The organism is Bifidobacterium felsineum (assembly GCF_002802915.1).
GTDB classification, from domain to species: Bacteria; Actinomycetota; Actinomycetes; order Actinomycetales; family Bifidobacteriaceae; genus Bifidobacterium; species Bifidobacterium felsineum.
Map to the genome: position 1 here is coordinate 38,342 of NZ_PEBJ01000001.1, position 13,666 is coordinate 52,007.

Sequence of the window (13,666 nt, forward strand, 5' to 3'; positions counted from 1 at the left end):
ATAAGGAAGTTAACAACAGCAGATATTGAAAAACCGGCTGGAAGAGTTATGTAAAACTCCCCAGCCGGTTTTGTATCAGCGTTAGATCAGCACCGCTGAATCACACCCACTTGGATTCAGAATCACCATTGCCTGACTGGTTCGGGACCAGGAGCTTAAGGATGCGGTCCATGTCTTCTGGAGAGGAGAAGACAATTTCGATACGGCCATGCTTTTGTGTGCCCTTAATGGACACCTTGGTATCGAAATGGTTTTCCAGGCTCTGCTGCACGGCGGAACCGACCCACGGATTGGTCTTGGACTTCTTCGGCTTCTTCGGCTGCTCCCCCGAGGCGATCTTCATCGCCACGATCTCCTCCGTGCTGCGCACGGACAGACCCTCGGAGATAATACGGGAAGCAAGCTTATCCATTTCCTCCGGGTCGCTCAGGCCTAGCAGAGCACGGGCGTGGCCGGAAGACAGCACGCCAGCGGCGACCTTCTTCTGCACCGCAGCAGGCAAGTTCAGCAGTCGCAACATGTTGGCAATCTGAGGGCGAGACTTGGAAACCGACTTAGAGAGCTGCGCCTGAGTCAGACCGAATTCATCAATCATCTGCTGATAGGCTGCCGCCTCTTCAAGCGGGTTCAAGGCGACGCGATGCAGGTTTTCCAGCAACGCATCACGGAGCATGTCATCGTCGGCCGTGGTTTTGACGATGGCCGGAATGGTTTTCAGACCAGCCAGCTGAGACGCCCGCCAACGGCGTTCACCCATAATCAGCTCATACGGGCTATCCAAGTGGCCCGCGAACAGATTGGCGGACGATTCCTGAGTCTGCTGCTCATCCTTCTTGGCCTTCGCTTCGGCAATCTGCCCAACCGGACGCTTGCGCACCACAATCGGCTGCAAAACACCGACTTCCTTGATGGAAGCAGACAGCTCGTTGAGCTCGTCCTCATCGAAAATGGTACGAGGCTGATGTGCGTTCGGACCAATGTCGCTGAGCTTCAGCTCCGCCAAATAACCACCCTGCACCGGCTTCAGCTCAGGTTTCTCTTCACTCTTGCCGTTCTTGCTTTTATCGGTAGCAGCGGTCTTTGTAGACTTCGATGTTTCACGTGAAACATTCTTCGGAAGATCGGAAACCGGCAATTGTGGCTGAGGCGAATCCGAACCGAAGAACAAATCACTCGGGTGAGCGATATCATCCAAAGCAGGCATGGCTGCGCGCTTGGCCATGTTCTTCTTCACATTGGTCGAGGCCTTACCCGGTGTCGCCACTGAGGTTGCCGCTGAAGCCAGCACCTTGGATGCGGACTTGGTCTCAGCGACCTTTTTTGCATTCTCTGGAGACTTCACTTGCTTCTCGACAGTCTCCTCCCCCGGCAAATCAGGAAATAGTGCGCCGAGGCCTTTGCCCAGTCGTGATTTCGATGACATTATTTCCTCCTCGCATCAAGAGCGTCGAGTACATGCTGAGAGCGCTTAGCGATTTCCAGTGCAGCTTCACCGTAAGCAATGGCACCCAAACCACGTGGATCATATGCGATGACCGACTGAGAGAAGCTTGGCGCTTCCGAAATTTTCACGGAACGTGGAATCGTGGTATCCAGCACGATGTTTGGGTAATGACCCTTGACTTCGTTGAACACTTCCCTACTGAGCAGAGTACGGCGGTCAAACATAGTGACCAACATCGTGGAGACCAGCAATACCGGGTTGAAGTGATCCTGTACCAAGCCAATCGTGTTAATCAACTGACCCAAGCCTTCCAATGCATAGTATTCGGCCTGAATTGGAATCAGCATTTCCGTCACCGCACACATCGCATTGATAACCAGCAAGCCCAGGCTTGGCGGGCAGTCAATAAAGACGTAGTCGTAATGCTTTTCGGACTGTCGCAAGTACTTTTCCAGTGCCTCTTTGAGCAGCGTATTGCGATTCGGCATATCGGCAACTTCGAGTTCGGCACCGCTCAAATCGATGGAAGCAGGCACTACATCGAGTGTCGGGAAGTCCGGGCAGACAGAGATCACATCTTCGATGGACGAACGTCCTTCAAGCACGTCATAAGTGGAGGGATCGCCGGAAGCGTGCGGCACACCCAATGCAGTGGAGGCGTTGCCCTGCGGGTCCATATCGATGACCAGAACCTGAGCACCATATTTTGCCATTGCGGCGGCAAGGTTCACCGTAGAGGTGGTCTTACCGACGCCGCCCTTCTGATTGGCGATGGCAATCAGACGCGTGCGCTTGGGCTTGGGGAATTTGGCTTTTTGCAGGGCATCATATCGGGAACTCTCATCGGCCATCTGATTGCCGAGACTGGACCCTTGCCCATCAAAAATACGATGAAGGGTTTCGGAAGCCGATTCAATCGTCTCCTCTTGATGATCCTTCTTGGCCATCGATCCTCCTTGCACTGATAATATTTCAAGTCTTGCTATTCACGTGGACAGATTATCGAGTTATCCACCGTTTTTGCAATCCGTGTGGATAACTGTGGATAACTTAATGCCAAATCACGATTTTTTGGTGTTTTTTACTCGCTCAAATCTTTGATTTTCCAACGGTTTTGAGGTTTTATCACCGTTCAGCCAGAAAACTGTGGATAACTCATCTGCCATGTGGAAAATGTGGATAAGTCCAACTCAGCCGTTATCGCTTATCCACAATCACGACATGTGTGGATTCCAAATCCGGACCGACCGGAGCTTCTACCACTCGAGCATTGCGACCACCAAATCGAGAAATCTGATCGGCGGCTTTATCCAACTCGGTTTGAGCAGAGCGACCTTTCAACGCAATCAACTGGCCAGAAGGCTTCAGTAACGGAAGTGTCCAACCTGACAGTTTGGTCATTGGAGCGACGGCACGGCAGGTCACTACGGCAAACGGATGAGTCTTACGCTTACGTACTTGTGCAATGACTTCATCTGAACGACCGCGAACCAGTTTGACATTTTTCAGATCCATAAGATCAATGCATTCGGTCAACCAATCGATTCGACGCTCCATCGGCTCGATCAGCGTGAACTGATGATCAGGTAAACAAGCAGCCGCCACCAGACCGGGGAATCCACCACCGCTGCCAACATCAGCCACCGTCTTAAAGCGGGCATCTTCCGTTGCCTCGCGCACGTAGGGCACAATGGCAGCGGAGTTGAGAATGTGACGCTCCCAAATTATGTCCACATCGCGCGGACCAATCAGGCCGCGGGGTTCGCCTTCATCTTCCAGTTTCTTATGGAAGAGCTCGAGTTGCGGCGATGCATCGCCAAGCACTTCAGCCAGAATTGGAGACCCCTCCAACTTGTCTGCCATGACCACTCCCCTTCTGTGTTTCACGTGAAACACCGCACATGCAATGAGGCGTCGCGGGAACGACGCCTCACCGGTTAAGTTTGATCGATGCTATAGTTCAGAAGCCGAATCACTCCTCGTCGAAATCTTCGACTTCGTCGGATTCTTCGCTCTTGTTCTTCAGGTACACCGTGACGTGGCGATGAGGCTCTTCACCATGGGAACGAGACTTCAAGCCCTCCTCACGGACTACATCGTGCACAACTTTGCGCTCGAAGGAATTCATCGGCTTCAAGTCATACGGCTCGCCGGATTCCTTTACAGCATCAACGGCATCAAGAGCGATGTCGCGCAGGTGCTGACGCTTACGCTTGAGGAAGCCGTCCACATCGACAATCAAGTGAGAGCGTTCGCCGGTCTTCTGCTGCACGGCCAGACGGGTCAGCTGCTGCAGCGCATCGACCACCTCGCCATTGCGGCCAATCAGATGCTTGATGTCGGTGTCATCATCCGCAACAATCTGAACGGTCGGACGGTTGTTGCGAATCCCCATTTCAATATCACCCTCATAATCGGCGATATCAAGCAGACCCTCGAGATAATCGGCGGCGATATCAGCCTCTTCGTTGAGCTGATCGATCGACTTCTCGTCATCCTGTGCCATACGGTACTCCTTCTACCAGGTTCTGAGTTTCAAGTCTAGGCCCTGTTCCCAAGAAACAAGGTCCGAAGTGTCGAATGTGCTCCATGTTTCACGTGAAACATGGAGCACATTCAAATCACGGGTTTACTTACTTGCGCTTACGCTTACGCTGAGGCTGGACTCGCTGATAGCCCTTATTGTCCTTATGCTCAGCGGCCTCCTTGGCTTTCTGCAGTTCCTCTTCTTCCAAGGATGGCAGACCGGCCTTTTCGCGGCGTGCGTTCTCGCGGCGATGATCGCGCTTCTCCTTATCCTCGGCTGCCGGGGACCCCGGGGTCGGGAAGTAAGTCACCTGCCAGAAGGTGCGCAGCAGGTTGCAGACGTTGTTGGTCAACCAGTAGACCAGCACGGCGAACGGCATGGTGGCACCGGAGAAGATGTACATGATTGGGAAGATCCACAGCATCATCTTCTGCATGGACTCGGCCTGCTTGTTCATCGAGGCAGCGGCCATATTGCGTTTCATGCTGAAGTACTGCACGAACCACAGGCAGAAGCACATCAAAGCGACGAAGATGCCGATGACAATCTTGCCGGCGAAAGCGGCGGAGGTGAAGTTGTCGGTGACGCTGACGATGCCGAACACATCGGTCTTTACGAACTGCTGGGCGGTCGCCACATCGAAAGCGCCAAGCGGTTCCTTACGCACACCGTTGGCGATGTATGGAATGGCGGACAGCGTATAGAACATGGCCATGAACACAGGGCCTTGAATCAGCATAGGCAGGCAGGATCCGGCCGGGTTGGCGTTGTTGTCCTGATAGAGCTTCATCATCTCACGGCTCTGGGCTTCCTTGGAAGCCTGATCCGTCTTGCCTTTGTACTTGTTCTGGATGCGCTGCATCTTCGGGGCAAGCGCCTGCATCTTACGCATCGACTTGATCTGCTTGTAGAACAGTGGGAAGATGCAGATCTGCACCACCAGCACCAGGCAGATGATGGCGAGAACCCATGAGACGCCGATTTCGTTCATGCCGAGCAGCACGAAGAAATCGTGCACAAGCTTCAGAATCCAAGTCTGAAGCCACTCGACAGGGGTCAGGAGCTTATAGAAGAATCCCCAGAATCCACTATCGAGAAGGAACTGGTTTTGGTTGATCATCGATGGGCCTCTCCTTGGGTCGTGGCCAATGGTGTCAGTCGAGGTTCCTCATGAGCCTTCGACCAAGAAAATCTATAAAAAATCGAGTATTGCTGCGGCACGTCGTCTATTCCCCCACGACTCCACGGCCTGCAGCGGAGCAATCGCAATACGGCGAGCACTCCCCCCTTGAAAGCGCCATACCGATCGAGAGCTTCAATGGCGTAATTCGAGCATGACGGATAATACTTGCAACAAGGCGGTGTGTTCGCGGAAATGTGGCGCTGGTACCAGCGCACACCGCGAATCATCACCGCCTTGATGGAAGTAGACATGTCACTTCGCCTTATGTGCCACAGCGGCAAAGCACTTTGCGATCTGCTGATCCAAAGATTCAAACGAGGCTGAAGCCGCACTCGGCTTGGCGCGCAACACGATATCGCAATGTTCCGGGAGTTGGTGCTCATGCATCCTGGCCAGGACTCGGAACCTGCGTTTCACTGTGTTACGGGTAACCGCCTTACCCACGGATTTGGATACGGCCAAACCCAGGCGACGATGATTCGCCTGGTCGTCATGCTGTTCGTCGAGCACCAGATAATGCACGACGATATCTCTGCCACCGACTTTGCGCCGACGTTTCAATACGCCGACAAAATCGCGATGGCTTTTTAGCCGTTCCACCTCTTACTTATGCCTGTGGCGCTGATCGCTCGGATCAGGCGGACAGGCTCTTGCGGCCCTTGGCGCGACGGCGGTTGATCACCGCGCGGCCGGAACGGGTGCGCATGCGCAGGCGGAAGCCGTGCTTCATGTGACGACGACGGTTGTTCGGCTGGAACGTCCTCTTCATATCAATGCTCCTAGGTCTATTTGGCAACGCTTCGCGCTGCCCTCACGTGAGTCAAGCTATACCAAAGTACTCTCAACCCTGGTCACAAGTCAAAATGAATCATGAGTTTTCACATTTCGACACGGTCGCCACAACACGCCGAAAACCCTAGAAGTGGCGTAATATCAACCGTTTCGCCGGCAAAGTTATCCACAAATTACATTCATGTTATTCACAATCAAGCATTTCCAACACGCAACACGGTGGATAACTTCCGTGGATAGTAGTAAACATTACCTATTGTTATCCATGTACGTTCGAGCAAGAAGAGGGGTCTGTATGGCTGGTTCATCTGCCGACCCCGCGGTCGAGGCAGCCCGCATCTGGTCGGATGCTCTCACCATGCTCAAACACAGCAGCGTGCTGTCCCCCAGGGAAAAGGGATGGCTCGAAGGCGTGGTGCCTGAAGCCGTATTCGGCTCGACCATCGTATTATGCGTGGATTCCAATGATACGTTGCAGGCCATTCAGGGCAATCTCAACGAACAATTGCTGCATACATTGCAAACCGTAACCGGACTCACGATGTTCCCGGCATTCAAGGTTGCGCCAAAGAGCAGCAAATCCGCGAATACGCCTGCCCCGAAGCAGGTGAAGTCGCCATACCAAATGGAATCGGCTCCCACTGTCGAGCAGTTCGGCCGAGATTCCTACACCGGCAAGCATGCCGAACCGGTTGCCAAGCCGGAACCGAAGTACCAGGCGCAACCGGCGAACGAGCCGCAGTATCCGGTGGGCGGTCAGAAGATGAACCGCGATCCGGAGACGCATCTCAATAAGAACTTTACGTTTGATTCCTTTGTGCCCGGTGATTCCAACCGTTTCGCCCGCACCGTGGCGTTGGCGGTGGCCGAGGGATCGGGACAGGATTTCAATCCGTTGTGTATTTACGGCGGATCGGGTTTGGGTAAGACCCATCTGCTTAACGCCATCGGTAATTACGCCTTGGTCAAGGATCCGAGCCTGAAGGTTCGGTATGTGACGAGTGAGGAATTCACCAACGAATTCATCGACGCGTTGCAGAATCCGAACCAAAGCCAAGGTCAGATCGCGGCATTCAACCGACGCTACCGTCAGGTCGATGTGCTGCTCATTGACGATATCCAGTTCCTTGGCGGCAAGGAAGCGACGTTGGATCAGTTCTTCCATACGTTCAATTCCCTGCACCAGGCGAACAAGCGCATCGTCATCGCATCCGATGTGGCGCCGAAGAACTTGAAGGGCTTCGAGGCTCGACTGATCTCCCGCTTCGAATCCGGCCTGACCGTAGATGTCAAGCCGCCGGATCTGGAGACCCGCATCGCCATTTTGCGCATGATCGCCTCGATCAATGGCTCCAAGATTCCGAATGATGTTCTGGATTTGATCGCCGAGCGGTTCACGGAGAATATCCGCGAACTCGAAGGTGCTCTCACGCGTGTTACCGCAGTGGCGTCGCTGAGCAATCAGCCGGTCACGCGAGCCTTGGCCGAGCAGACGCTGCAGGATTTCTTCACCACCGATGTGGAGATCAAACCCACCGACATCATCGGGCAGGTGGCCAAGTACTTCCATCTGACCTTTGATGATTTGGTCGGCCGCTCCCGCACCAAGAATGTGGCTTTGGCCCGTCAGATCGCCATGTATCTGGCGCGTGAAATGACGAGCATGAGCCTGTTGGACATCGGCGAGGTGTTCGGCGGCCGTGATCACACCACGGTGATGCACGCCTACACCCGTGTCAGTGATGAAATGCAGCAGAAGCAGGAGATCTATAACTACGTTATGGAACTCACGGTGCGTCTAAAGCAGAACAGCGACAAGTAACTGCTGTTCATCGCTATATTCCACGGCCGAGAGAATCCGTTTCACAGACCGTTTTCAGCACTTTTTGGCTCTACCGTATCCAAAAGCCTGTTTTTCGTCGCTCAAACGCATTGAGCCAGCTGCGGGAAAAGCCTTACTTTCCAGACCACGAACCGCTCGTGGCATCAATCCTTCATCAAGCGTCGAACCCACGCTGCAGGCCTCGAAAACGCGTATTCAGGAGAATCCTTCTGACAGACCGTTTTCGACACTTTTCTTTTGCCTGGTTCAAAAACCTTCAAAAACGGTCTCCAGAATCGATTCTCCTCGACGAAAAACCCGTGCAACACGCCGTGCGGACACGGAAAAAGCATCAAAGTTATCCACATAGTTATTCACAAATGTGGGTAAAGTCTGCGGATAACTCGTGGATTACCCACTCTTTTTCGGTGGAAAACTCGTGTATAAATCGTTTCGCGATGTGGAAAACATCAATCGAGCGAAAAGGCGGTGGATAACTCGCCTACTTATCCACCGAATATACAGAAGTTATCCACATGTGATGTCTATAGGGCAGCCGTTGCGGCAGTAGAGCTTTCCCCACTTATCCACACTATCCACCGCGCTTATTATGTCGATTACTTGCTTGAACCTTAAGAAAGCATCATCAACGTAACAACTGCCGCAGCATTAGACGAAAAGACTTCGCCGGCCAACAGCTAGAATGTTCTTCAGCAAATTCAGACGAAGGGAAACCCATATGAAAGTCGAAATCGATACCGCAGCCTTGGCTGATGCCGTAGCCTGGACATCTCGCGTCATCGACGCTCGACCCTCCAATCCGATTTTGGCGGGAGTCCGACTGGAAGCCATTGACGGCACACTCCAATTCTCCGCCTTCAACTACGAGATTTCCGCTCGCCACCACATCGAAGCCGGCGTGGACGAACCGGGTTCCGTGCTGGTACTCGGCAAGCTTCTGGCTGATATCACCAAGTCTCTGCGCTCCGAGAAAACCTATCTCGCTACCACCGACTCCACGCTGACCATCACCGCAGGCAAGTCCACGTTCACCCTGCAGCTCATGCCCGACACCGAGTATCCGGATTTGCCCACCGTGCCTCCGGCACTGGGCCAGGTCGATGCTCCGACTTTCGTCCAGGCGGTGAATCAGGCTTCCGTGGCGGTCTCCCGCGAAGAGAACCGCCCGGTGCTGACCGGTGTTCGCATGCAATTCCAGGGCGACAAGGTGGTCATGACCTCCACCGATCGCTTCCGTCTGGCTCGCGCCACCTTCACATGGACCCCGCAGAACGCCGACGTCGACACCACCACCCTGGTGCGCGGTTCCCTGCTCAAGGATGTGGCCCGTTCCCTGGACGAGCACCAGAACATTCGCCTCGACTTCGATGCCGAAAACCCGACGTTGCTGGGCTTCGAAAACGCCGGTCGCGTCTCCACCTCGCAACTGATTGATGGCGAATTCCCGGCGGTCGATCGTCTGTTCGCCGACGAATATCCGATTCAGGCCGTGGTGAACAAGCAGGATCTGCTCGATGCCATCAGCCGTGTGGCGCTGGTCGCCGAGCGCAACGCTCCGATTCGCATGTCGTTCACTGGTCAGGAGGTGGCGCTTTCCGCCGGTTCCGCCGATGAGGCCCAGGCCAACGAAACCCTGGACATCGACATGGATGGTGATGATATCACCGTGGCCTTCAACCCGTCCTACCTGAAGGAAGGTCTTTCCGCCATCGCCGAACCGTTTGTGCGCATCAAGATGACCACCCCGGTCAAGCCGGTTGAATTCAACGGCCAGCAGGAAGCCGACTCCGACGAGTCGATGGATTACCGTTACCTGCTCGTGCCGATGCGTTTCAACAGCTGAGGCAATCGACCACATACCAAGAAGAAATCGTTCATATTCTGATGTACGTTTCTCGTCTCGCACTCGACCACTACCGCTCATGGAGCCAGGTAGTGGTCGATTTCGTACCGGGTGTCAATCTCATAGTGGGGAAAAATGGGCTGGGTAAAACCAATCTGGTCGAAGCCGTGGAAATCCTCTCCATAGGGTCCAGTCATCGTGCATCCAGCACCCTGCCATTGATCGAGCGAGGACAGTCCACCGCAACGATCCGTGCGAACGTGGTGGGCGCGAATGCGTCGGATGCGTCAGGTGCATCGGACGATGGCGAGCAGGTCACCACGTACGAGGCATCGCTCCATGCGCGTGGCGCCAACCGTGCCCGCATCAACTCGGGATCGTCGCTGTATCTGCGAGACATCATCGGTCAGGTACCTTCCGTCGCGTTCACACCTGAGGATCAGCGTTTGATCTCCGGCGACCCGGCGTCGCGCAGAAGCATGCTCAATCAGGCCGGGGCGCTGTTGGAACCCGGGTATCTTGCGTCGTTGCAGCAGTTCACCCGCATCGGCAAACAGCGCGCCACCCTGCTGAAGCAGCTCAACGCCAATCAAAGCGCCGGCCAGCCGGTGGACGCGGTCCTGAGCGGACTGGAAATCTGGACCGGGCAGTTCATCGAAGCCGGCATCGCGCTTACCCGTATGCGCCAACGCATTGTCAGTGCCTTGTCCGGACCATTCGCCGCCATTTACCGCGATCTTGCCGGAGAGAGCGAGGAAGTCGCACTGAAATATATGCCCTCCTTCGATGAGGTGATGTTCTATGACGAGCCTCATCAGGCCATCAGCGAGCATTTCCAACGCATCTATCCGGGCGAGGTGGCGCGTGGCGTCAATCTGATCGGCCCGCAGCGTGATGATCTGAGCCTCGAACTCTTCGATGTGCCGGCCAGGGAATTCGCGTCGAACGGCGAAATGTGGACGATGGCATTGGCCCTGAAGATGGCATTGTTCCAAGTGGTTCGCGAGAAGCTGGGCATTCGCCCGATCGTGATTCTCGATGATGTGTTCGCCCAGCTGGACGACAGTCGCCGCACGCAGATCTTGGAGTTCGCCAAGGCGCAGGATCAGGTGCTGATCACCGTGGCCTCGCAAGGCGACGTGCCGGCCGAGGCGATGGAGGGTGACGGTACGGCCGATGCCGTGCATATCATCGATGTGGCGGCGCTCAAAGAGGCTGCTGATGCCTATCAGGAGTCGATTGCACAGTCACTAGCGGCTCTGCAGGCTGCACGGCAACAGGAGCAGGAATGAAGCCGCCGATTGCCTTCAGCCTGCATTTTGACCAGACCAAGCTGGCCGCCGAGGTATTCGAGCGGATCTCCCGCCGCGGCGCACTCTTGAAGGACCATCGCCGCCGCAGCGAGGAGGCCATCGAGAACTTCGGCAAACCCGGGCGCGACCCCGCCGAGCTCGGCAATGTGATGTCCACTATCGCCGGCAATGGCATCTGGAGCACGAATCTGAAGCTGGCGCAATTGAGAACCCACTGGGATCAGGTGGTGGGTGCCGGCATTGCCGCGCATACGGCGGTGGCGGACTTTACCGATGGCGTGCTGACGATTCGTGCGGAATCGACGATTTGGGCCACGCAGCTGACCTACCTGATTCCGCAGCTGACCGAAACCATCCGCGGCAATCTCAAGGGACTGACCATCAACGAAATACGCGTGACCGGACCGGCTGTGGGATATTCGCGCAAATGGGCCAGACGGAAGTAGCGGAAAGCAATAAAAGCCTCGCTATGGCGCTCGTCGTGCTGAACGAGTAAAATCACATGCAGTATGGTCAAAAGGCTAGAAGAGCCCTTTACGGGCGTCTTAAGCCATATCGCCCCTGCAAAAGACGAGAATTGCAAGGCTGACCTGGTAGTTACGGAAGGAAGCCTGTTGGCAGACGAAACCAGCAAAGAGGAGCAGCTGAAGGCGGCTGCGGAGCATATCAATAATGCGGAACTCACTGAAGGCGAACTCGACGAATCCATGGCCCCCGAACATTACGAGGCCTCTGATCTGAGGGTATTGGAAGGCCTGGAGGCCGTGCGTATCCGCCCGGGTATGTACATCGGTTCCACCGGTCCGCGTGGCCTGCACCATCTGGTCTACGAGATCGTCGACAACTCGGTCGATGAGGCATTGGCCGGATACGCCAGCCACATCGAAGTCACCATCCTGCCGGACAACGGCATTCGCGTGGTGGATGATGGCCGAGGCATCCCGGTTGACGAAGTGCCCGGTGAAGGCGTCTCCGGCGTCGAGACCGTGATGACCAAGCTGCACGCCGGCGGCAAGTTCGGTGGCGGCGGTTACGCCGTTTCCGGTGGCCTGCACGGCGTGGGCATCTCCGTGGTGAACGCGCTCTCCACCCGCGTGGACATCGAAGTGCGCCGCCAGGGCTTCCATTGGACCCAGACCTACATCGACCAGCATCCCACCGCTCCGCTGAAGCAAGGCGAGCCGATGGCCGAAGGCGAGTCCACCGGTACGTCCGTGACCTTCTGGGCCGATCCGAAGATCTTCGAGACCACGGTCTACGACTTCGAAACCCTGCGCTCCCGCTTCCAGCAGATGGCCTTCCTCAACAAGGGCCTGAAGATCAGCCTGACCGACCTGCGCGAAACCGATCAGGCCGGCGACGAAGTGACCGGTGACAATGTGCCGGACGCCGGTGAAACCCACCAGACCGTCACCTACCAGTACATGAACGGCATCAAGGATTACGTGGACTACCTGGTCAAGGTGCGCAAGGCCAACCCGGTGGAGGAAGAGGTCATCAGCTTCGAAGCCGAGGATCTGAAGCTTGGCATCTCCGCCGAACTGGCCATGCAGTGGACCACCGCCTACTCCGAAGCCGTGCACACCTTCGCCAACACGATTTCCACCACCGAAGGCGGCACCCACGAGGAAGGCTTCCGTGCGGCCCTGACTTCGCTGGTCAACCGTTACGCACGCGAGAAGAGCATCCTCAAGGACAAGGACGAGAACCTCTCCGGCGACGACGTGCGCGAAGGCCTGACCGCCGTGATCTCCGTCAAGCTCACCAACCCGCAGTTCGAAGGGCAGACCAAGACCAAGCTTGGCAACTCCGAGGCCAAGACCTTCGTGCAGCGTGTGATGACCGACAAGCTCGGCGACTGGTTCGATTCCCACCCGGCCGAGGCCAAGAACATCATCCAGAAGGCCATCGAGGCCTCCCGTGCACGCCTGGCCGCCAAGAAGGCCCGCGAGAACACGCGCCGCAAGTCCATCTTCGAGTCCGCCGGCATGCCGGACAAGCTCAAGGACTGCCAGTCCTCGAATCCGGAGGAGTGCGAGCTGTTCATCGTGGAGGGTGATTCCGCAGGCGGCTCCGCCATCCAGGGCCGCAACCCGATCACTCAGGCCATCCTGCCGCTTCGAGGAAAGATTCTGAACACCGAACGCGCCAGCCTGGACCGCATGATGAAGTCCGACACCATCGAATCGCTGATCACCGCGGTCGGTGGCGGTTACGGTGAGGACTTCGACCTGTCCAAGGTCCGCTACCACAAGGTCATCATCATGGCCGATGCTGATGTGGACGGTGCCCACATCGCCACCCTGAACCTGACCCTGTTCTTCCGCTACATGCGCCCGATGATTACCGCCGGCTATGTCTACGTGGCCATGCCGCCGCTGTACCGCATCAAATGGACCAAGGGCCCGCACGATTTCGTCTACACCGACGCCGAGCGCAATCGCGTGCTGTCGGAAGGCAAGGCCAAGGGCCGCCAGCTGCCCAAGGGCGAAGGCATCCAGCGTTACAAGGGTCTGGGTGAGATGAGCTATCAGGAGCTGTGGGAGACCACGATGGACCCCGAACATCGCATCCTGAAGCAGGTGCATATCGAAGACGCCGCAGCCGCCGATGAGACCTTCTCCATGCTGATGGGCGACGAAGTGGAACCTCGCCGACTCTTCATCCAACGCAATGCCAAGAACGTCCGCTGGATTGACGCCTGATAACTAAAGGAAAAAC

13 protein-coding genes are annotated in these 13,666 nt (G+C 55.9%); 5 read left to right on the top strand and 8 right to left on the bottom strand.

Features of this window, described 5'->3' with window-relative positions; genetic code table 11:
- Positions 1 to 100: 100 nt before the first annotated feature.
- The 8 genes from CSQ86_RS00130 to rpmH form a co-directional block, all read right to left on the bottom strand.
- Positions 101 to 1,423: a ParB/RepB/Spo0J family partition protein gene (locus CSQ86_RS00130; RefSeq protein ID WP_100493163.1), complete on the bottom strand. Its 1,323-nt coding sequence runs from the start codon at positions 1,421 to 1,423 to the stop codon at positions 101 to 103.
- The gene (locus CSQ86_RS00135) at positions 1,423 to 2,391 is read right to left on the bottom strand and encodes a ParA family protein (RefSeq protein WP_165773675.1); all 969 of its coding nucleotides are present in this window, start codon (positions 2,389 to 2,391) and stop codon (positions 1,423 to 1,425) included. Before CSQ86_RS00135 ends, CSQ86_RS00130 begins: the two co-directional genes overlap by 1 nt.
- Positions 2,392 to 2,641: 250 nt before the next feature.
- Positions 2,642 to 3,307 carry a 16S rRNA (guanine(527)-N(7))-methyltransferase RsmG gene (rsmG, locus tag CSQ86_RS00140; protein ID WP_100493165.1) on the bottom strand — a complete coding sequence of 222 codons (666 nt, stop codon included), beginning with the start codon at positions 3,305 to 3,307 and terminating at the stop codon, positions 2,642 to 2,644.
- Positions 3,308 to 3,416: 109 nt separating this feature from the next.
- A complete protein-coding gene (locus tag CSQ86_RS00145) occupies positions 3,417 to 3,950 on the bottom strand; it encodes a Jag family protein (RefSeq protein WP_100493166.1) in 534 nt (177 codons plus the stop codon).
- 127 nt (positions 3,951 to 4,077) lie between these two features.
- Positions 4,078 to 5,088 (bottom strand): membrane protein insertase YidC, encoded by a 1,011-nt coding sequence (gene yidC, locus CSQ86_RS00150; protein ID WP_100493696.1) that lies wholly within the window; start codon positions 5,086 to 5,088, stop codon positions 4,078 to 4,080.
- On the bottom strand, positions 5,088 to 5,405 hold the full coding sequence (yidD, locus tag CSQ86_RS00155) for a membrane protein insertion efficiency factor YidD (RefSeq protein WP_100493167.1): 318 nt from the start codon (positions 5,403 to 5,405) through the stop codon (positions 5,088 to 5,090). Before yidD ends, yidC begins: the two co-directional genes overlap by 1 nt.
- Position 5,406: 1 nt before the next feature.
- A complete protein-coding gene (rnpA, locus tag CSQ86_RS00160; protein ID WP_100493168.1) occupies positions 5,407 to 5,754 on the bottom strand; it encodes a ribonuclease P protein component in 348 nt (115 codons plus the stop codon).
- 34 nt (positions 5,755 to 5,788) lie between these two features.
- A complete protein-coding gene (gene rpmH / locus CSQ86_RS00165; RefSeq protein WP_007054596.1) occupies positions 5,789 to 5,923 on the bottom strand; it encodes a 50S ribosomal protein L34 in 135 nt (44 codons plus the stop codon).
- Between the two features lie 318 nt (positions 5,924 to 6,241).
- On the opposite strand from rpmH, the gene dnaA reads away from it, so the two are divergent.
- The 5 genes from dnaA (at position 6,242) to gyrB (ending at position 13,650) form a co-directional block, all read left to right on the top strand.
- On the top strand, positions 6,242 to 7,768 hold the full coding sequence (gene dnaA, locus CSQ86_RS00170; protein ID WP_100493169.1) for a chromosomal replication initiator protein DnaA: 1,527 nt from the start codon (positions 6,242 to 6,244) through the stop codon (positions 7,766 to 7,768).
- 739 nt (positions 7,769 to 8,507) lie between these two features.
- A complete protein-coding gene (gene dnaN / locus CSQ86_RS00180; protein ID WP_100493170.1) occupies positions 8,508 to 9,632 on the top strand; it encodes a DNA polymerase III subunit beta in 1,125 nt (374 codons plus the stop codon).
- 41 nt (positions 9,633 to 9,673) lie between these two features.
- Positions 9,674 to 10,924: a DNA replication/repair protein RecF gene (recF, locus tag CSQ86_RS00185; RefSeq protein ID WP_100493171.1), complete on the top strand. Its 1,251-nt coding sequence runs from the start codon at positions 9,674 to 9,676 to the stop codon at positions 10,922 to 10,924.
- On the top strand, positions 10,921 to 11,391 hold the full coding sequence (locus CSQ86_RS00190; protein ID WP_100493172.1) for a DciA family protein: 471 nt from the start codon (positions 10,921 to 10,923) through the stop codon (positions 11,389 to 11,391). The genes recF and CSQ86_RS00190 overlap by 4 nt, the downstream gene beginning before the upstream one ends.
- Positions 11,392 to 11,559: 168 nt before the next feature.
- On the top strand, positions 11,560 to 13,650 hold the full coding sequence (gene gyrB / locus CSQ86_RS00195) for a DNA topoisomerase (ATP-hydrolyzing) subunit B (protein WP_100493173.1): 2,091 nt from the start codon (positions 11,560 to 11,562) through the stop codon (positions 13,648 to 13,650).
- The last annotated feature ends 16 nt before the right edge of the window (positions 13,651 to 13,666 follow it).